At 73.3% G+C, this 18,805-nt stretch carries 12 protein-coding genes; 7 read left to right on the forward strand and 5 right to left on the reverse strand.

Going from position 1 to position 18,805, the window contains the following annotated elements; translation table 11 throughout:
- Window positions 1-39 precede the first annotated feature (39 nt).
- The gene (locus ACWGPE_RS09935; RefSeq protein ID WP_452048604.1) at window positions 40-1,980 is read right to left on the reverse strand and encodes an MSCRAMM family protein; all 1,941 of its coding nucleotides are present in this window, start codon (window positions 1,978-1,980) and stop codon (window positions 40-42) included.
- Window positions 1,981-2,345: 365 nt separating this feature from the next.
- Between ACWGPE_RS09935 and ACWGPE_RS09940 the strand changes: the two genes are divergently transcribed.
- The 7 genes from ACWGPE_RS09940 to ddaH all read left to right on the forward strand — a co-directional run bounded on the left by ACWGPE_RS09940 (window position 2,346) and on the right by ddaH (window position 10,682).
- Window positions 2,346-2,888, forward strand: coding sequence for a hypothetical protein (locus tag ACWGPE_RS09940; protein ID WP_231430163.1), 543 nt, complete (start codon window positions 2,346-2,348; stop codon window positions 2,886-2,888).
- 50 nt (window positions 2,889-2,938) lie between these two features.
- Window positions 2,939-4,450 (forward strand): hypothetical protein, encoded by a 1,512-nt coding sequence (locus tag ACWGPE_RS09945; RefSeq protein WP_452048605.1) that lies wholly within the window; start codon window positions 2,939-2,941, stop codon window positions 4,448-4,450.
- A gap of 81 nt (window positions 4,451-4,531) precedes the next feature.
- On the forward strand, window positions 4,532-5,791 hold the full coding sequence (locus ACWGPE_RS09950; RefSeq protein WP_452048606.1) for a cell division protein PerM: 1,260 nt from the start codon (window positions 4,532-4,534) through the stop codon (window positions 5,789-5,791).
- Between the two features lie 9 nt (window positions 5,792-5,800).
- Window positions 5,801-6,394, forward strand: coding sequence for a phosphoribosylglycinamide formyltransferase (purN, locus tag ACWGPE_RS09955; protein WP_231430166.1), 594 nt, complete (start codon window positions 5,801-5,803; stop codon window positions 6,392-6,394).
- Complete coding sequence (purH, locus tag ACWGPE_RS09960) at window positions 6,391-8,001, forward strand: bifunctional phosphoribosylaminoimidazolecarboxamide formyltransferase/IMP cyclohydrolase (protein WP_275505494.1); 1,611 nt, start codon at window positions 6,391-6,393, stop codon at window positions 7,999-8,001. Before purN ends, purH begins: the two co-directional genes overlap by 4 nt.
- Window positions 8,002-8,148: 147 nt before the next feature.
- The gene (locus ACWGPE_RS09965; protein ID WP_231430168.1) at window positions 8,149-9,240 is read left to right on the forward strand and encodes a Glu/Leu/Phe/Val dehydrogenase family protein; all 1,092 of its coding nucleotides are present in this window, start codon (window positions 8,149-8,151) and stop codon (window positions 9,238-9,240) included.
- Window positions 9,241-9,413: 173 nt separating this feature from the next.
- The gene (ddaH, locus tag ACWGPE_RS09970) at window positions 9,414-10,682 is read left to right on the forward strand and encodes a dimethylargininase (protein WP_275505495.1); all 1,269 of its coding nucleotides are present in this window, start codon (window positions 9,414-9,416) and stop codon (window positions 10,680-10,682) included.
- A gap of 31 nt (window positions 10,683-10,713) precedes the next feature.
- Here ddaH and ACWGPE_RS09975 read toward each other — a convergent pair whose 3' ends face one another.
- From ACWGPE_RS09975 to ACWGPE_RS09990, 4 genes are read right to left on the reverse strand one after another with little or no spacing between them, the layout of a single operon-like run.
- The gene (locus ACWGPE_RS09975; RefSeq protein WP_231430169.1) at window positions 10,714-11,409 is read right to left on the reverse strand and encodes an ABC transporter ATP-binding protein; all 696 of its coding nucleotides are present in this window, start codon (window positions 11,407-11,409) and stop codon (window positions 10,714-10,716) included.
- Complete coding sequence (locus ACWGPE_RS09980; protein WP_452048607.1) at window positions 11,406-12,497, reverse strand: ABC transporter ATP-binding protein; 1,092 nt, start codon at window positions 12,495-12,497, stop codon at window positions 11,406-11,408. Before ACWGPE_RS09980 ends, ACWGPE_RS09975 begins: the two co-directional genes overlap by 4 nt.
- A gap of 3 nt (window positions 12,498-12,500) precedes the next feature.
- Window positions 12,501-15,251, reverse strand: a complete 2,751-nt coding sequence (locus ACWGPE_RS09985) for an FtsX-like permease family protein (RefSeq protein ID WP_452048608.1) — start codon at window positions 15,249-15,251, stop codon at window positions 12,501-12,503.
- Window positions 15,248-18,265, reverse strand: a complete 3,018-nt coding sequence (locus tag ACWGPE_RS09990; protein ID WP_452048609.1) for an FtsX-like permease family protein — start codon at window positions 18,263-18,265, stop codon at window positions 15,248-15,250. Before ACWGPE_RS09990 ends, ACWGPE_RS09985 begins: the two co-directional genes overlap by 4 nt.
- Window positions 18,266-18,805: the final 540 nt, after the last annotated feature.

Here is an 18,805-nt window from a genome sequence, read left to right on the forward strand (position 1 = left end):
GCCGGGTCGGTTACCTCATTTCGGTTACATTGCCTCCGATCACGGGTCGACGACGACCGTGCACACGTAGGTGCCCGGCTCGAGGTCGTTCATGCTGAACGAGCCGTCGCCGTTCGCGCCGGTCGACGCATCCGGGTCGTCGGCACTCGCGCCGCACTCGATCGTCGAGGCCGTACCGCCGTCGACCTGCGAGTCGACGCTCACCGTGATGTTCGTCAGCGGCATGTTCGTGAACGAGACCGTGGCAGCCGCACCGACATCGGAGCAGTCGTCCTCGCTCGTCGCGACCGCGGCGTACTGCGGGTTGTCACTCGTGACCTTCTCGCCCGCGGGCACCGTCTCGGTGACGGTGTAGGTGCCGGCGAAGGCGCTCACGAGCAGGCCGGGTACGCACACGGTGCCGTCGCTGCCCGTCTCGACCACGATCGGGTCGACGAGCCCGCCGCCCGTGACCGTGAACTCGACGCCCGACTCGGGGTGATCGCCGGGGCCGTCGGCCGCGTGCTTGTGCGTCTTCTCGATCAGGATCGCGCCGACGTTGCGGTCGTTGTGGAAGGTGCAGACCACGTCCTCGCCGGGGTCGAGCACGATCGTCGCCGGGTCGGTTCCGTCATCGTCACCGGTGCAGCTCGCGCTGACCAGGTGCCAGTTGGCGGGAACCGTCTCAGCCACGTCGTACGGTCCGGGAACGAGGTTCGTGAACTGCTCCGAGTCCTTGCCCGCATCACCGGCGCCGGTCGTCGTCAGCGTGAACGGCGAAGTGAGCGTGCCCGATGTGAACTCGAACGCCCCCTGGCCGCTGTCGGTGACCTTCTCGACCGTGATCGATCCGCGCGCCTTGTTGTAGTACGTGCAGTCGACCGTGTCCGCCGCGGTATCGAGGCTGAAGGTGATCGTCGTCCCGTTGGTGGAGACGTTCGAGCCGTCGGAACTCGCCGTGCAGTCGATCTTGTCGAAGTCCCAGCCCGGAGGCAGGGCGGACTCGCTCACATGCCCGGTCGTGTTGATGGGCACCTTCGAGAAGGACGCCGACTCTCCGTCGCTGAGCGTGAACGTGGTCCCCGCCGGATCGCTCGAGAAGTCCTTCGTGTAGCTGAAGTCCTCGGTCGAGGGACTCGGATCGGTGACCTTGCGGATGATGACGCCGCCACACGTCGGGAAGTTGGTATCGATCGGGGCGATGAAGTCCTTCAGCGCTGCCGTGAACGAGTCGGAGGACCGGCTCTTCAGGTAGGCGCTGCCGAACGTCGCGCATTCGTCGAGGGTGCTGGCGAGCGCCGTGAAGTCGAGCGACGCCTCCCCGAAGGTGCGTGCCGAGATCGAGCCGAGTCCGTCGGCGTTGCCGCTCGTGATCGCGGTCGTGTTGATCGACCCGGTCGCGAGCCCCTGGGCGGTGAAGTTGACCTTCGTGGACCAGCACGGCAGGCTCCCCGCCTCGCAGGCGTTGAGCGGTGGCGCCTCGAAAGCGGTGAGCCATCTCGACACCGAGAGCTGGGGGTTGGTGCCGCCGTTCGACAGGTCGTACTGGATCAGCACGTCGCCGGGCGTCCGTTGAGGCGTGACGCCGTTGCCCGAGTCGATGCTCGACTGGTTGAACTCGAAGTCCATGTTCGTCGTGCCGGTCGGATCCTGGACGCGATGCCAGAACAGGTGCAGGTACTGGTGTCCGCCCGCAGTCGTCTCGAGGTAGAACCCGAAGTTCTTGAGGTCGCTCTTGTTCGGCGGGATTCCGCCGGTGACGACCGAGGGAACCTCGGTGTCCTCCTTCGTGCCCTGACCGAACGAGTTGTCGTTCTTCGGGTTGGTGATGTCGGACGTCCGCTCCTCGGTGACGGTCGCCCAGTCGAGGTTGCCGGCGTGGTCGACGACCAGGTTCGCGTTGGTGTCGATCTCGAAGGAGCTCGTGCCGAACGGGACGTGGCTCGCATAGGCCGGCGAAATCGCGAGGCCGGCGAGCACGAGCCCGCCGACGGCGGCCACGGCGATCAGCGGGGAGCGCCGACGTCGCCGGCGCACGGGTGGGGTGGGACAGATCTCGGGTTGGTTGCGCAGTGGCATCGTCGCCTCCGGGTTCGCGCAGCGTCGTCCGGTCCGGGCGGACCGGACGGTCCTCCGCGGGGCGATGGGTTGCGAGGCGGCTGTGCGCGGGCGTGGCAGGGCGTGCGGGTGAGAGTCGTCGGGCCCGTCGTCGCGGGTAATCGACGGCGGGATTCATCGGACCCGAGGGGGAGTCTCAGGGCTCATCTGAGACGGTACACCGGCCCGTGGCGATATGACAGAGTAATCGAGCATTGCTCATGAACCCAGAACAGGGGGTACCGCGCACCCTGTGAGAGAGTGGCGGAATGAGCATGGAGAACCGGGATGCCTCGGCCGGGGCGTCGCAGGCGGGACAACCACGGGAGAGCCTCGTGCGCACCGCGTTCGTGACCGAGGAGTCCGTCTACGGAGTGCTGCTGGTCTCGGGCATGATCGTCGTCGCGGGCTCGCACGGGTCGAGCTCGTGGCAGGTGTTCTGGACGGTGATCGTCACGGTGATCGTCTTCTGGGCCGCGCACGTCTACGCCGGCACCGTGGCCCGCCACGGCCTCGCAGTCGAGGGGGTGATGGGCCTCAGGCAGGCGTTCTCCGAGGCGTTCCGACGCTCGCTCGGCCTGCTGTTCTCGGCGCTCATCCCCTCGGCCATCCTGCTGCTCGGGGCGCTGGAGGTCGTGCCCGACGCCCTGACCATCTGGATCGCCCTGTGGGCGGGCGTCGTCGTGCTCGCAGTGCTCGGATTCGTCGCCTACCGTCGTCGGGGCGCGCCCCTGCACCTGCAGCTGCTCGGCGCGTTCGGCACCGCGGCGTTCGGGCTCGTCATGATCTTCTTGAAGGCCGTCGTCCACTGACGGTGTGTTCGCGGCCCGCGAACCGATATCGTCGTGCCAAAGGGGGCACGATGCCGAAGATGACGAACGCCGAGCTGCAGGCTCGGATCGCAGAACTCGAGGGCGAGAACGCACGGCTTCGCGACGCGGCCGAGGCCGCCGAGGCGGCGGCCGCAGCCGAGTCGGAGGGGGCGGGCGCGGCGCTCGAGCCGGCCGCCGTTCCGCGTGCGAAGCGCGGCCGCGGCCGTACGGCCGGGGCGATCGTGCTCGTCGTGATCGGCCTGTTGCTCGCGCCGGTCGCGGTGGTGACCGGCTGGGCAAGGGCCGAGCTCGTCGACACCGACCAGTTCGTCGCGACCTTCGCTCCGCTGGCCGACGACCCTGCCGTGCAGAGCTTCGTCGCCGACGAGGTGACGGCGGCGATCGAACAGCAGGTCGACATCCCGCAGCTCACCTCCGACGTGTTCGACGGCATCCGCTCGCTCGACCTGCCCCCGAAGGCCCAGCAGGCGCTCGGCCTGCTCGAAGGGCCGGCCACGCAGGGCCTCCAGTCGCTCGTCTCCGGCGTCGTCGACCGGGTCGTGACGAGCGACGCGTTCGCCGACATCTGGGCGAACGCACTGCGCGTCTCCCACAAGCAGTTCGTGGCCGCCATGCAGGGCGATCCGAACGCCGCGCTCGAGATCGGCGGCGACGGCACCCTGTCGGTGCAGCTGGGGCCGATCATCGAGGCCGTGAAGGACCGGCTCGTCGAGAACGGGGTCGGCTTCGCCGAGCAGATCCCGGTCATCGACAAGAGCATCGCGATCGCACAGGCCGACGCCTTCGTCTTCGTGCGCACGGTCTACTCGCTCGCCGTCGCCGTCGGCACGTGGCTGCCCTGGGTCGCGTTCGGCTTCATCGTCGCCGGCGTCTTCGTCGCCAAGCGGCGCTCGGCCGCCCTCTTCTGGACGGCAGGTGGGTTCGCACTCGCCATGGGACTGCTCGCCGCGGGCTTCGCGGTCGGCCAGATCGTCTTCCTCGGGCTCGTGAGTCCGAGCCTGATCCCGGCCGGCGCCGCGACCGCGATCTACGGCTACGTGACCGAGGCGATGTCGTCGACGGCTGCGGCTGCCCTGGTCCTCGGCATCCTCGTCATGATCATCGCGTGGTTCGCCGGCCCATGGCGGCCGGCGCGCGCCGCTCGCTCGCTCGCGGGTTCGGGCTTCTCCGCACTCCGGCGCACGGCGGCCGCGCACGGCATCACGACGGGTGCCTTCGGCATCGCGCTCGACCGCGGGCGCGGCTTCGCCTACGGTGCGATCGCGCTCATCGCGGCCGCCGTGCTCATGTTCAACCGTCCGGTCACGACCGGGTCGGTCTGGGGCACGATCGTCGTCGCGCTCATCGCCGTGCTGCTCGTCGAGCTCCTGCGGCGGCCGGCCGACGAGATCGAGGCGGACGCCCTGGCGGCGACGGCGAGCACCGGCAGCAGCACCGGCGGCGGCGAACCGTCGGGCGACGTCGACGGCGATGCCGACACCGCGGTGCTCGACGTCGACCGGCAGGAGACGGAACCGCTCGACACCTCCCTGCGCGGGTGATCGACGTCCCTGCGCGGGTGATCGACCTCGCCGCGGCGCGGTCGGTCGAACCATCCGCACGCCTGTAGGCTCGACGGCGTCATGAGACGCACGACGATCGCCCTGCTCGCCGCCCTCGAAGCCGCCGTTGCCGCGCTCATCGGGCTCGGCGTCGCGCTCGTGCCGCTGCTCGTCGTGTGGGCCGTGCATTTCGGGCTGGCGGTCGACGTCTCGTCCTTCTTCCGCGCCGCCGCCGACGGCTGGCTGCTCGGTCACGGCGTCGACGTGGTCGTGCAGCTCGATGAACTCACGGCCGCGCGCATCGCGCTGCCGGGTGCGGGCGACCCGTTCCCCATCACGATCGCGCTGCTCGGGTTCGCTCTGCTGACCGTCGTCGCGGGCCGCCGAATCGGTCGCCGCTCCGCCGCAGGCGGGCACTCGATCACGGGCTCGGTCGCCGCGGTCGTCGTCTACGCGGCCGCCGGCGGCGTGCTCGGCCTCTCCGCGAGCACGGGTTCGGCAGCGGTGCCGTTCTGGCAGGCGCTCCTGCTGCCGGCGTTCGCGATGGCGATCGGCGTGGTGCTCGGGGCCGGCCTCGAGACGCTGCGCGAGGCCGGTGCCGGCGACCTCGCCGGCGGCTGGGTGCGCGCCCGCCTCGACGACCTCTCGCCCGCCCTCGTCGCCTCGGTGCGTCAGGCGACCCGCATCGGCGCGGGTGCCGCGTTCGGCGTGCTCGCCGTCGCCGGGGTCGTGGTTGCGGTGCTCATCGCGGCCGACTACGCGACGATCGCAGGGCTCGCCCAGGCGCTCGGCGCCGGCGTCGACGGCGGACTCCTGCTCCTCGTCGCCGAGTTGGCATTCCTGCCGAACTTCGTGATCTGGGTCGCGTCGTGGCTGCTGGGGCCCGGCTTCGCGATCGGGACGGGCACGACGGTCGCCCCCGGGGGCACGGTGCTCGGGCAGATCCCCGGCATCCCGCTGCTCGGCGCGCTGCCGGGCGATGCGCCCGCGTCGGGCGTGCTGTGGCTTCTCGTGCCCGTCGCGCTCGGGTTCGTCGGAGCGTGGTTCGTGCTGCGCGCCGGGTCGCCCGTCGACGAGCACGACCCGTGGTGGCGCCCCGTGGCCGTCGGAGCCGGCGCCGCTTTCGTCGCCGCGATCGTGCTCGGGCTGCTCGCCTGGTGGTCGGGCGGCGCGATCGGGCCCGGTCGGCTCGCGGTCGTCGGCCCCGATGCGTGGGCCGTCGCGCTCGTCACCGCGGCGACCGTCGGCACCGGGGCGATCGTGGGCGGCGTCGCCGCTCGCGTGCAGCAGCGCACGGGCCTCGCCGCCGCCGAGACGTCACGCCCCGATCTCGGCCGGTAGGCTCGAGGAGTGCTCAAGCTCGTCGTCCTGATCTCAGGTGGAGGGTCGAACCTCAAGGCCCTGCTCGAAGCCGCCGAAGACGCCGAGTTCCCGGCGCGCGTCGTCGCGATCGGCGCCGACCGCGAGGCATCCGGTCTCGTGCTCGGCGAGGACTTCGGCGTACCGACCTTCACGGTGCCCTTCACGGCCTACCCCGACCGCGACGCCTGGGGCGACGCGCTCATCGAAGAGGTGCGGCGCTGGGAGCCCGATCTCGTCGTGCTCTCGGGCCTCATGCGACTCGTGCCGCCCGCGGTCGTCGACGCGTTCTCGCCGCAGCTCATCAACACCCATCCCGCGTACCTGCCCGAGTTCCCGGGCGCGCACGGCGTGCGCGACGCACTCGCCGCGGGCGTCTCGCAGACCGGGGCGAGCCTCATCGTCGTCGACAACTCCGTCGACGGCGGCCCGATCATCGCGCAGGAGCGCATCCCGGTGCTGCCGGGCGACACCGAGTCGAGCCTCCACGACCGCATCAAGCCCGTCGAGCGCCGCCTGCTCATCCAGGCCGTGCTCGACATCGCCAATTCGCACCTCGACCTGAAGGACCTCGCACGATCATGAGCGGCCACGCCATCGACCCCAGCCTCTACCGCGAACGCGACCTCGTGCCCGTGCGCCGGGCGCTCATCGCCGTGAGCGACAAGCGCGGGCTCGTCGAGCTCGCGACCGCGCTCGTCGGTGCGGGCGTCGAGATCGTCTCGACCGGCGGCACCTCGAAGGCGATCGCCGACGCCGGACTTCCGGTCACGCAGATCGCCGAGGTCACGGGCTACCCCGAGCACCTCGACGGGCGTGTGCGCACCCTGCACCCGGCCGTGCACTCGGGTCTCCTGGCCGATCTGCGCCTCGAGCACCACGAGCGGGAGCTCGCCGGCCTCGGCATCGCGCCGTTCGAGCTCGTCGTCGTGAACCTCTACCCGTTCGTCGAGACCGTCGCCTCGGGCGCCGAGCCCGACGCCGTCGTCGAGCAGATCGACATCGGCGGGCCCGCGATGGTGCGCGCCTCGGCGAAGAACCACGCGAACGTCGCCGTCGTCGTCTCGCCCGACCGCTACGACGAGCTCGCCGCCGCGGTCGCCGCGGGCGGCACGACGCTCGCGCAGCGCCGCGAGCTCGCCCGTGAGGCGTTCCGGCACACGGCCTCGTACGACGTCGCGGTCGCGAGCTGGATCGGCAGCGTCGTCGCACCCGACCAGCCGGCGGAGGAGTCGCCGTTCCCCGCCTGGGTCGGCGGCACCTGGACGAAGGACGCCGACCTCCGCTACGGCGAGAACTCGCACCAGAAGGCGGCGATCTACGCCTCGCAGGGCGGCCGCCCCGGCATCGCCCAGGCCGTGCAGCTGCACGGCAAGGAGATGAGCTACAACAACTACGTCGACGCGGATGCCGCGGTGCGTGCCGCGTTCGACTTCGACGAGCCCGCGGTCGCGATCATCAAGCACGCCAACCCGTGCGGCATCGCGGTCGCCCTGCCCGGCGCCGTCGACGCCATCGCCGACGCGCACCGCCGCGCCCACGAGTGCGACCCCGTGTCGGCGTTCGGCGGGGTGATCGCGGCGAACCGCACCGTCACGCGCGAGATGGCCGAGACCGTCTCGGGCATCTTCACCGAGGTGCTCGTCGCCCCCGCCTTCGAGGCCGAGGCGGTCGAGCTGCTCACGCAGAAGAAGAACATCCGCCTGCTGACCCTGCCCGAGGGATTCGTGCCGACGGCGGTCGAGCTCAAGCAGGTCTCGGGCGGCATGCTGCTGCAGCAGGCCGACCGTCACTTCGCACCTGCGTCGGAGTGGACGCTCGCCGCGGGCGAGGCCGCCGACGAGGCGACCCTCGCCGACCTCGAGTTCGCGTGGCGCGCGTGCCGCGCGGTGAAGTCGAACGCGATCCTGCTCGCCTCCGGCGGCGCCTCGGTCGGCGTCGGCATGGGGCAGGTCAACCGGGTCGACTCGTGCAAGCTCGCCGTCGAGCGGGCCGGCGACCGTGCGGCCGGTTCGGTCGCGGCATCCGACGCGTTCTTCCCGTTCGCCGACGGCCTGCAGATCCTCATCGACGGCGGCGTGAAGGCGGTCGTGCAGCCCGGCGGCTCGGTGCGAGACGATGAGGTCGTCGCGGCGGCGAAGGCGGCGGGCGTCACGATGTACTTCACGGGGGAGCGGCACTTCTTCCACTGAGCGCGGCCGCGCGCGACGGCCGGTCGTCGTCGCCCGCGACCATGCGCCCTGCGGCATCTGCCCGGAGGTACCCTTGAATCGACCCTGCGCAGACCACGCGCGGGCCAGGTTCCGCCCACGAAGCGGATGATTCGAGGAGAACGATCGATGTCGATCACCCACGCCCCGGCGCGAGCCGCCGAGGTCAGCGCCACCCTGCCGAGCGACGCTCCCGACCACGAGCGGGTGCTCATCACCCGCGGTCCCCGCTCCGGTCTCACCGTCATCGTCGCCGTGCATTCGACCCGGCTCGGCCAGGCGCTCGGCGGAGCCCGCGTCTGGAACTACGGGCACTGGACCGACGGCCTCGCCGACGCGCTGCGACTCTCGCAGGCCATGACCATGAAGAACGCGGCCGCCGGCCTCATGCGCGGCGGCGGCAAGTCGGTCGTCGTCGTCCCGTCGGGCGTCGTGCTCGACGAGGCGCAGCGGCGTGACGCGATGCTCGACCTCGGCGACGCGGTCGAGTCGCTCGGCGGCGCGTACATGACCGCCGAAGACGTCGGCACGAGCGCCGAGCTCATGGCCGTCGTGCACGAGCGCACCGAGCATGTCTGCGGACTCCCGCCCGAGCAGGGCGGCGTGGGCGAGCCCGCCGACGCGACCGCCGCGGGCGTGCACGCCTCGATCCTCGCGACGCTCGGCCACGTGTTCGGCTCGACCGACGCCGCAGGTCGCCACTTCGTGATCTCGGGTCTCGGCCAGGTCGGCGGTCGCCTCGCGCGCAGCCTCGCCGCCGCGGGCGCACGGCTGACCGTGACGGATGTCGCGGAGTCGAAGCGCGCGCTCGCCGACGAGCTCGGCGCGACCTGGGTGGAGCCGGCCGACGCCCACCGGGTCGAGGCCGACGTCTTCGTGCCGTGCGGGCTCGGCGGCGTGCTCACGCCCGAGGTCGTCGACGAGCTGCGGGTCGCGGCCGTCGTCGGCGCCGCGAACAACCAGCTCGCCTCGCGCGACGTGGCCGAGCTCCTGCGTGCCCGCGGCATCGTCTGGGCGCCCGACTTCGTCGTCAACGCCGGCGGCGTGATCTACCTCGACGTGGCCGGCCAGCCCGGTGCCGACCAGGCCGCGCTCGACGCGCGCATCGCGGGCATCGGCGACGTGGTCGCCGCCGTGCTGCAGGACGCCGTCGCGACCGGTACGACGACGCTCGACGCCGCCGAGCGCCTCGCCCGCGCACGCCTCGACGCCGGGCGCTGAGCCGCACCGACCGAACCGATCCGGCCGGAGGGCGCACGAGCGCCCTCCGGCCGGAGCCGTTCGGGGTGGCCGAGCATCGACCGACGCGCCGGGGCATCCGATGCACCTGACGGCGCCGTGCCGAGCGCGCCGCCGGGCACCGGGCCGTCCGACCGGCCAGTAGGCTCGTCTCCATGACGTCCCCCGCCTCACCGTCTTCGACCGCGCCCGCACGACCGTCGGCGAGGTACGCGCCCGCGGCGGGCCGGGGGCGTCGGGTGGCGGCGGTGCTCGTGTCGGCGGCGGTCGTGGCCGTCGTCGCGATGAGCGTCGCGGCGCTGGCCTTCTTCATCGGCAACGGCCAGTCGCCCGCCGTCTTCCAGCAGGTGTTCGGGCACTTCGCCCTCGCCGCGTTCTTCGCGTGGGCGCTGCTCTCGATCGCGAACGGCCTCGGCGCCACCCGAGCCTGGTTCCTCGCGCTCATCACCGGGTTCACGTCGGCCTGCCTCGCCGCGCTCATCGCGACGAGCGTCATGATCGTGGTCGCGGCGCGACCGCTGTACGGTCCCGCGGTGCTCTTCGTGATCGGCTCGCTCGTGAGCCTCAACCTGATCTTCGTGATCGCGGTCGTGCTCGGCGAGGTGTTCCTCGCGCCGCGCATCATGCGGGGCATCATCGACCACCGCCGCGAGCGGGCGCCCCGGCGCCTCGCGCTCGTGCGCATCCCCGCCTCGAACCTCGACGAGGCCGAGCTCACCCACCTCGAACGCCGCCCCGTCGACCAGGCGCGCGCCGACGAGCAGTGGGACAACTACTGCGCCGCGCTCGTCGCCGAGGGGTGGGAGACGGTCGAGGTCGACGCCGCGCCCGAGATGGCCGACTCCGTCTTCGTCGAGGACGCCGTCGTCATGTTCGGCGACCTCGCGGTGCTCACCCGGCCCGGCGCCGAGTCGCGACGGGGCGAGGTCGACGGCGTCGAACGGGCGGTGCGCTCGATCGCGGGGGTGACCGTCCGCCGCATCGAGGAGCCGGGCACCCTCGACGGCGGCGACGTGCTGAAGGTCGGCGACGTGGTGTACGTCGGGGCGTCGGCCCGCACGAACGGAGAGGGCGTCCGGCAGCTGCGCGAACTGCTCGCCCCGCACGGATATCGCGTCGTCGGCGTGCCGATGACGAAGGCCCTCCATCTGAAGAGCGCCGCGACCGCACTGCCCGACGGCACGGTCATCGGCGACCCCGCCCTGCTCGACGCCGCCACGGTGTTCGACCGGTTCCTGCCCGTGCCCGAGCCGCAGGGCGTCGCCGTGGTCGAGCTGTCGGAGACGTCGCTGCTCATGTCCGCTTCGGCACCGCGCACCGCGGCGATGCTCGCCGGCCTCGGTTACCGGGTGGTCACGGTCGACATCTCGGAGTTCGAGAAGCTCGAGGGATGCGTCACCTGCCTGTCGGTGCGGGTGCGCTGACTCCGCCACCGCTGCGGCGTCGGGCGCGGGGTCATCCGGCTGCGGTCGCCGTCTCGGGCTCGCGCGTCCGCCCGTCGTGCAGTTCGATCACTCGATCGGCCCGGCGCACGAGCGCCGCGTCGTGGGTGGTGACGACGGCGGCGACGCCCCGTGCGTGCACGAGCTCGCCGATCAGGTCCATCACGGTCGCCGCCGTGCCGCTGTCGAGCTGGCCCGTCGGCTCGTCGGCGAGGAGCACCTGCGGGCGCGCGGCGAGCGCGCGGGCGATGCCGACGCGCTGCTGCTGCCCGCCCGAGAGCTCGTACGGACGCTGCGCGGCGTGCGCTCCGAGCCCGACGAGGTCGAGGGCTTCGGCGACGCGGCGGGCGCGGTCGGCGGGATCGGTGCGCTGCAGGCGCAACGGCACCTCGACGTTCTCGGCCGCCGACAGCACGGGGATGAGCCCGAACGACTGGAACACGTAGCCGACGCGATCGCGGCGCACCGCGGCGAGCCCGTCTTCGCCGAGCTTCGACAGGTCGTCGTCGCCGAGCAGCACGCGGCCCGAGGTCGGCCGGTCGAGCCCGCCGAGCAGGTTGAGCAGCGTCGTCTTGCCGGCGCCCGAACGGCCCGTGACGACCACGAGTTCGCCCGGCGCGACCTCGAGCGAGACGCCGTCGACGGCGTGCACGCCACCGCCCCGGCCTTCGAAGATGCGGCTGACCGATTCGGCGCGCAGGGTGGTCATCGTTCCTCCTCGGATGTCTCGGCGCTCGCGCCGTCGTCGGCGGTGTGCCGCCCGTGGCGTGGCGGAGCCGTCGTCTCCTCGCCCCCCGTCGCGGGCGGATCCGCATCGTTCGGGCTCGGCGCCGCGGCATCCGCCGGTCGCTCGTGCCCCGGCCAGACGCCCACGTGATCGCTCTCGAGGGCGAGCCTGACGCGGTCGCGCAGTTCGAGGCTCTGCATGAAGTCGTGCGGCAGCTGCAGGCGGCCGACGCGGTCGAGCACCGCGAACTCCTCGGCCACGTGCTGCTCATCGCCGTGCTCGTCGACGCGGGTCGAACGCAGCACCTCGGTCGAGGTGCGGCCGTCGCGGATCTGCACGGTGCGGCGGACGTGGCCTGACACGGCGGGGTCGTGGGTGACGATGAGCGTCGTGACGCCGAGCTCGTCGTTGACCCCGCGCATGGCCTCGAGCACGGCCGACGACATGCCCTCGTCGAGTTCGCCGGTCGGTTCATCGGCCAGGAGCACGAGCGGGTCGTTCGCGAGGGCCACGGCGATCGCGACGCGCTGCTGCTGTCCGCCGGAGAGTTCGCCGGGCCGCCGGTCGCGCTCGGCGCCGACCTCGAGCAGCTCGAGCAGCTCGTCGACGCGGCGCGCCCGCGCGGCACCTCGGCGCGTGCGGGCGACGTTCATCGCGAGTGCGACGTTCTCGGCCGCGGTGAGGTAGGGGAGGAGGTTGCGCGAGGTCTGCTGCCAGACGAAGCCGACGGTGCGGCGGCGGTACGCGACGCGCTCGCGCGAGCCCATCGTGAGCAGGTCGTGCCCCGCGACCCGGGCGACACCGGCCGTGGCGGTGTCGAGGCCGGAGAGGATCGTCAGCAGGGTCGACTTGCCTGATCCCGAGGCGCCGACGACGGCGACCATCTCGCCGGCGTCGACCCGCAGGTTGAGCCCCTGCAGGGCCTGCACCTCGACGCCGTCCGCGGTGAAGATGCGCACGAGGTCGGCGCACAGGATGTGCGGCTCGCCCGGTGACGCGGCGCGCGGGGTCGTCGCGCCGGCCGGGGCGCGATCGGCGACCCCGCTCTCGACGCCGGATGTCTCGGCCATGGTTCAGCCCTCCTCTTCCTTGCGCATCGCGCGGGCCGCGCTCTGCTCGCCGCCCATGCGAGCGGCGAGCAGCACGGCGACGCCCGTGACGATCACCGCGCCCACGAGCACGGCGCTGACCAGCCACGGGTCGAACACGACGACGGGCTGCTGGTCTTCGCCCGTGAACGGTCTGAGGTCGATGCCCTGGAGCACGATGAACGGCAGCGCCGCTCCCAGGGCGGCGCCCGCGACGAGTGCCGCGGTGACGACCGGCCCGATCTCCCAGGCCACGAGCGCCCGCTCCCCGCGGCGACGCAGGCCCAGCGTCGCGACGAGCGGCAGCAGTCGCTCCCGCGCGGGCCGTCCGACGACGAGGGTGAGCACGATCGCGAGGGCGGTGAGCAGCGACGAGAGCACGATCGCACCGACCAGCGACACGACGAGTCCCTGCGTCGCGGCCGTGGCACCGAGCTCCGAACGCACCATGCCGGGCGTCGTGACGGTCGAATCGGCGCCCGCGATCTCGGCGAGCCCGGCCGTCACCTCCGCGGTGTCGGCGCCGGGTTCGAAGCGAACGAGCACGCGCTCGGGGACGAACGTGCTCGCGAAGCCGTCGGCGTTCGCCTTGTCCATGAGCACCCAGCTCGTCCGCGGCCAGTAGGCGGTGCGTCCGTCGACGACCTCGAGCACCTCCCACGGCTTGCGGTCGAGCTCGACGTCGTCGGCGCCCTCGATCGAATCGGCGATGACCTGCGAGACGACGACGGGAACGGCCTCGCCGCCGGTCTTCGCCAGCCTCTCGGGCAGCGGGGTCGCACCCGTGCGGCCGGCCTGCACCTCGCGCATCTCATCGGAGTCGACGACGATGAGCGTCGTCGACCGGAGCCGCCCGTCGATGCCGACCTGGATCGACGAGGTCGAATAGACGGGTGCAGTGGCCTCGACGCCCGGCACCTCTGCGAACGCCGCCTGCTGCTCGAGCGTGAACGGACCGCCCACGATCGCCGCGTCGGCACCGACCCTCGCGTCCGCGGCGCGGTCGACCCCGGTCTGCACCGTGCCGAGGAGGACGGCCGAGAACATCGCGATCGAGACGCCGACCACGACGGTCAGCACGGGTACGACGCCCGCCGACGGGTCGCGGAGCGCGCGCGCCGAGCCGAGGAACGCGACGAGACCCCGGGCTTTCGCGGCCGCCCGCACGATCGCGGCGAGCGGATAGGGGTAGAGGCGCAGCACGATGAGGCACGCGAGCACGGCGAGCAGCAGCGGCACGGCGGCGAGCAGGGGGTCGACGCCGATCTCGGCGGACTGCGTTGCGAGGCCCCGGCGCAGGAGCAGGACGACCGCCGCTACGGCGATGACGGCGACGAGGGCCTCGAGGATCCAGCGGAGCCGCCCGCCGCCGCGCGGAGCGAAGTCGGCACGGGCGCGTCGCAGCGGGCTCAGGGAGGGAGCCGACGCGATGAGCAGCGCCGCCGGGGTCACGGCGAACAGCGCGGCGACGAACCATCCGAACGTCCCGCCCTCGGCCGGGACGGCGAGGGTGCCCGCGACGGCGCCCGCCACGGCGGCCGGCACGCCGATCATGACGCCCTCGATGGCGAGGATGCCCTGGAGCTGCCCGTTCGACGCGCCGCGCGCGGCGGCGAGCTCGAGGCCGGTGCGTCGACGCTCGAACACGACCCGCGCGCCGAGCACGAGCACCGCGACCATGACGCCGATCGGCCCCGAGGCGACGGTCGCGAGCACCGCGTCGCTCGCGCCGGCGGCGATCGCCGCGTCGGTGAGGGCGTCGCCGAGGCCGCTCGAGAATCCGACGACGCCGACGGTCGAGAAGTAGTACTGGAAGTCGCCCGGCCCGACCGGGTAGGCGACGCTCATGAACTCGTCGAGGTCGGTGCGGAGTTCCGCCGATCGGTCGGCGCGGATGCGGTCGGTCGCGACCGGATACCAGAGCTCGAGCGTCGACGGCAACTGGGCCTGCTCGAGCGCCTGCCACGAGTTCGGGTGCGTGAGGCCGAGGCCCGTGATGCGGAGGGTGCCGTCGGGGGTGAAGGCGACCGAGGGCTCGAGGGGCACGGGCAGGTGGGTCCAGAATCCGTCGTCGGGGTCGATCGCGTCGAACGTGCCGACGAGCTCGACCGGCTGCTCGTCGGTGCCGACCGGGATCGACCGCACCTCGCCGATCGCCCAGTCCATCTCATGTGCGAACGCCTCGGTGGCCACGAACTCGAGCGGTTCCGCGGTGGCGGAAGGCCCGAGCACCGTCGGCCACTCGCCGCTCGTGAGCTCGACGTGCTCGGCGATCCGCGGGTCGAAGCCGAGGTACAGCTCGTAGTCGGTCGACCCCGGCCCGGCGCCGTCGGGCAGGGCGCGGTTCGGCCCGGCGACGACGGTCGCGAGCGGGTCGTCGGTCACGCGGTGCAGCTCCGCGGGCATCTGCTCGCGGATGCCGAGCAGCGCCTCCTCCTGCCCGCCCCACACCGCGTCGATGTCGTCGGGCAGCGTGGTGCCGCCCGACGACGGGCCGAGGTCGGGCAGCGTCGCCCGGTTCGGCGACGACACGTCGAGCTCGCGCGCCGGGAACTCGGCCAGGTGCTCGTCGAGCGCCGCCGTGTGCTGCGCCGCGACGGCACGGGGCACGGCCGTCGCGAGGAACGCGCCGCCGGCGACGAGCAGCACGAGCATGATCGAGGCGACCGGTGCCGCGAAGAACTGCCGGCGCAGCAGCCCGGCCGGCGTCAGTCGCGAATGATGGCGCGCGCTCATCGCTCCTCCTCGCGAAGCCCGGGCTGCGACGCCGTCCGCCGGACTCCGCGCGCGGCGAGGCCGGCGGCGAGCGCCGCGAGCAGCATGAATCCGACCGTGCCGGCGAGCCAGGGCCACCAGTCGAGGGCGAACGGCGCATGCAACGACGACGGTGCATCGGCGATCGTCGCCCTCGCGAGCTCGCGTGCCGTGAACCAGGCGGTCACGGCACCGACGACCGCGCCGAGGACGATCGCGCCGCCGACGGTCGCGGCGAGCTCCGAGAACCTGGCTCGCGCCTGCACGCGCGGCGCGACGCCGAGCACGCGCAGCACGACGACCTCACCGAACCGGCTGGTCGACAGGGCGCTCGTGAGGGCGACGAGCGCGATGAGGGCGAAGAGCAGGGCGCCGGCGGCCCCCGTCCAGAGCGCGGCGACCGCGGGGCCGATGAGGGCCGCCGACGAGACGTCGCCGCGGGTCGTGGCGACGCTCGCGACGCTCTGGTCGCGTCCGATCTGCTCGGCCGTCCGGCCGGGGTCGGATGCCGCGAGCCAGCGCTCACCGAACTGCGGAACTCCGCTGCCTGCGTCGAAGGCGACGCGTTCGAGGGCGCCGAGGTCGGCGAGCAACGAGGTCGATCCCGCGGTCGGCACGGCGGGCACGACGCCCGCGACGACCGCCTCGACCTCGACCCCGCCCGCGATCGTGCGGAAGTCGAGCGGGTCGCCGACCTCGGCGTTCACGCGAGCGGCGAGCGCCGCGCCGATGACGACGGGCAGCCGCCCGCGATCGCCCGGCAGTGCGGCCCGAGCGGTGGGCGTCGTCGCCGACAGCTCGACGACGTCGAAGGCGCCCGCGAGCGCGGTCGAGGGCGCCTCGCCGTCGAGGCCGAGGCCATCGAACGAGACCCGCACCTCGCGCGCGCCGGGGGCGTCGACGAGCGCGGCCTGCAGGCCGAGCAGGCGGATGCCCGCGGCATCCGGCAGTTCGATCTCGACCGTGCCGCCGCCGTCGGCGATGGCGACCTCGCCGGCTTGGACGGGCGAGGCGGCGCCTCCCTCGGAGAGAAGCCAGACGTTCACCGCGACCTCGCCGGGCGTTCCGGCCGGGGCGCGGACGCCGACCTCGACCTCGAGCGTCGCCGCACCCTCGGGAAGGGGGACGCCTGCACCGGCCGCCGATTCGGCGAGCGCTGCCGATGCGGCGGCGAGCCCGGTACCCGGGGCGGCGCCGTCGAGGCCGGTGGCCGGTGCTGCCACGAGCGTCGCCGGATCGGACCCGAGGCGCACCTCGCCGCGGAACACGGGTGCGTCGACGGTGACGCCGGGCAGCTCGCCGAAGGGATCGGCGAAGGCGAGCGGGTCGGGCGCCTGCACCGTGTCGCGGCCGGGAAGCGCGACCCGCACCTCGGCGCCGTTCGCGAGCGCCGCGGCCTTCGCGTCGACCGACTGCCAGGCCCCGGCGAAGGCGGCCGCGAGCGTGAGCCCCCCGATCGCGAGCATCGCGACGAGCGACGCCGACGCGAACAGCGAGCTGCGCCGCGCGAGCTGTCGCATGGGCAGGGCGGGCACGAGCGCGGGCCCTGCCGCGGCGACGCGCTCGAGGACGGTGCCGATCGGGCGGGAGAGACCGAGTGCGACGAGCGCGAGTGCGAACAGCACGAGCACGGGTGCGAGCACGGCGATCGGGTCGACGTCGACGGAGCCCGACGCGCTCGTGACGAGCGGCGAACCGTAGAGGCTGAACTGCCACAGCGAGAGCGCCGCGACCACGACGACGAGCAGCACGCCGCCCGCGATCGCCGTGCGCGGTGCGCGCCCGACTTCGTCGCCGGCGCCGCGGTGGACCGGGCGGGCCGCGTCGACGAACGCCCGGCCGGCGACGAGCACGACGGCCGCCGCGACCGCGATCGCGGCGACGAGCCAGGTGATCGCGGGTTCTCGGGCGTCGCCGGGGCGCACGAGCCCGACGACCAGTGCGGCGGCCGCACCGCCGATCGCCGCCGCGGGCACGCCGACGGCGAGCACCTCGAGCGCGGTGTCGCGGGCGAGCCGGGTCGCCGAAGCGCCTCGCGCCCGCAACAGCACCGTCTCCGACCGGCGTGCGGCCCCGAGCAGCGCCGCGAGGCGCCACAGCGTGGCGAACCCCGTGATGGCGAGGAGCAGCACCGGCACCGGCGCCAGTGCGCGGACCGCACCGATGCCCGCGAGCAGTCGCGTGAGCGTGCCGCCGAGCCCGCCGGAGGCGCTGAGCCCGCTCGCGCCCATGTCGGGCTGGTCGCGGAGGGCGGGCTCGACGTCGGGCAGCACCGCCCGCAGCGCGGCGGCCTCGTCGACCGCGATCACCGGGTCGGCCGTGGCCGTCCACCGCACGATCGCCGCGGCGGGCACGCCGACCGTCGCCGGCTCGTCGACGAGGAACGGTCCGGAGCCGCCGTCGGCCGAGCCGGTCGAGACGATGGGTTCGCCGAACCACCTCGGATCGAGGACGTCCTCGGGCTGCCAGAGGCCGACGACCTCGAGCTCGATCCCGCCGTCGAGCGCGACCGTCGAGCCGGTCTCGAGCCCGAGCGCCTCGGCGGCGGCGGCGTTCACGGCCGTCGGCACCGCGTCGCCCGACGTCGCGGCGTCGGCCGGCCAGTCGCCCTCGACGAGCTCGGCGCGCCCGGGCACGGCCGGGTCCGCGGTCAGCACGGCGCCGAACGTCGCGTCGCCCGCGGTCGCCGCGACGGGCATCGTCTGCACGCTGCGTTCCCAGGCGGCGCCGTGCGGCACGATCATGCGGTCGAGCACCGCGGCCGCCTCGTCGGACTGCGCCTCGGCGTCGCTCGCGAGGCGGATCTGCCAGCGCGTCGCGCCGCTCGAGCCCGCGGCGGCGGCGACGCCGTCGCGCAGGCCGCTCGCGGCCGATCCTGCGAGCGACTCGATGACGGCGCTGCCGAGCCCCGAGAGCAGGAGCACCACGGCTGCGATGCCGGCCAGCACGCCGATCCGGGCGTTCGCGCGAGCGAATGCCGTACGTGCTGCTCCCACGCGCGCTCCTCATCGAATCGGGTCCGGGCACGCGGGCGGTGCAGGGCCGGGCGCGCCACCGAAGGGGAGAGCGGTTGCACGCGAGCCCGCGTGACGACGAATCCGCACAGCCTACTCCCGAGGACGGTCTTGCACGCCACAGCGAAATGGTCCTAGTCTGTAAGGCTGGCCGACGCCGCCCTACTGCGCGGCCACGAAGGTTTCGAAGACGACGACGCAGGAGGACATCATGCAGACAGACATCCACGCCCGCCCCGCGGCCGGTGGTGCTGCCCGCACCCGATCCTCGCTCGTCGGGGCCGTGCCCGCACCCGCCGAGTTCGCCGGGTAGCGCCGCCCGCACGCCCCGCAGGCTCCGCCTGCCGCGCTCCGCGGCTCCGTCCGCGCATCGACGCCGAGTGCGTCGCGACCTTCCATCCTTCCGCCGCAGAGGCTCGTCGACCGAGCCCGCGGCCACCCCCTCTCGAGAGGACCCGTCCTTGTCCGAACAGCCCACACCCGAGCGACTCGGCGCGGTGCGCGCGCTCTGGCGCCTGCGCG

This window comes from Agromyces sp. NPDC055658, assembly GCF_053618155.1.

Coding starts and splice junctions, on each gene's coding strand:
- ACWGPE_RS09940 (WP_231430163.1), top strand. CDS start 2,346: ATGAGCATGGAGAACCGGGATGCCTCGGCCGGGGCGTCGCAGGCGGGA.
- ACWGPE_RS09945 (WP_452048605.1), top strand. CDS start 2,939: ATGCCGAAGATGACGAACGCCGAGCTGCAGGCTCGGATCGCAGAACTC.
- ACWGPE_RS09950 (WP_452048606.1), top strand. CDS start 4,532: ATGAGACGCACGACGATCGCCCTGCTCGCCGCCCTCGAAGCCGCCGTT.
- purH (WP_275505494.1), top strand. CDS start 6,391: ATGAGCGGCCACGCCATCGACCCCAGCCTCTACCGCGAACGCGACCTC.
- ACWGPE_RS09965 (WP_231430168.1), top strand. CDS start 8,149: ATGTCGATCACCCACGCCCCGGCGCGAGCCGCCGAGGTCAGCGCCACC.
- ddaH (WP_275505495.1), top strand. CDS start 9,414: ATGACGTCCCCCGCCTCACCGTCTTCGACCGCGCCCGCACGACCGTCG.
- ACWGPE_RS09975 (WP_231430169.1), bottom strand. CDS start 11,409: ATGACCACCCTGCGCGCCGAATCGGTCAGCCGCATCTTCGAAGGCCGG.
- ACWGPE_RS09980 (WP_452048607.1), bottom strand. CDS start 12,497: ATGGCCGAGACATCCGGCGTCGAGAGCGGGGTCGCCGATCGCGCCCCG.
- ACWGPE_RS09985 (WP_452048608.1), bottom strand. CDS start 15,251: ATGAGCGCGCGCCATCATTCGCGACTGACGCCGGCCGGGCTGCTGCGC.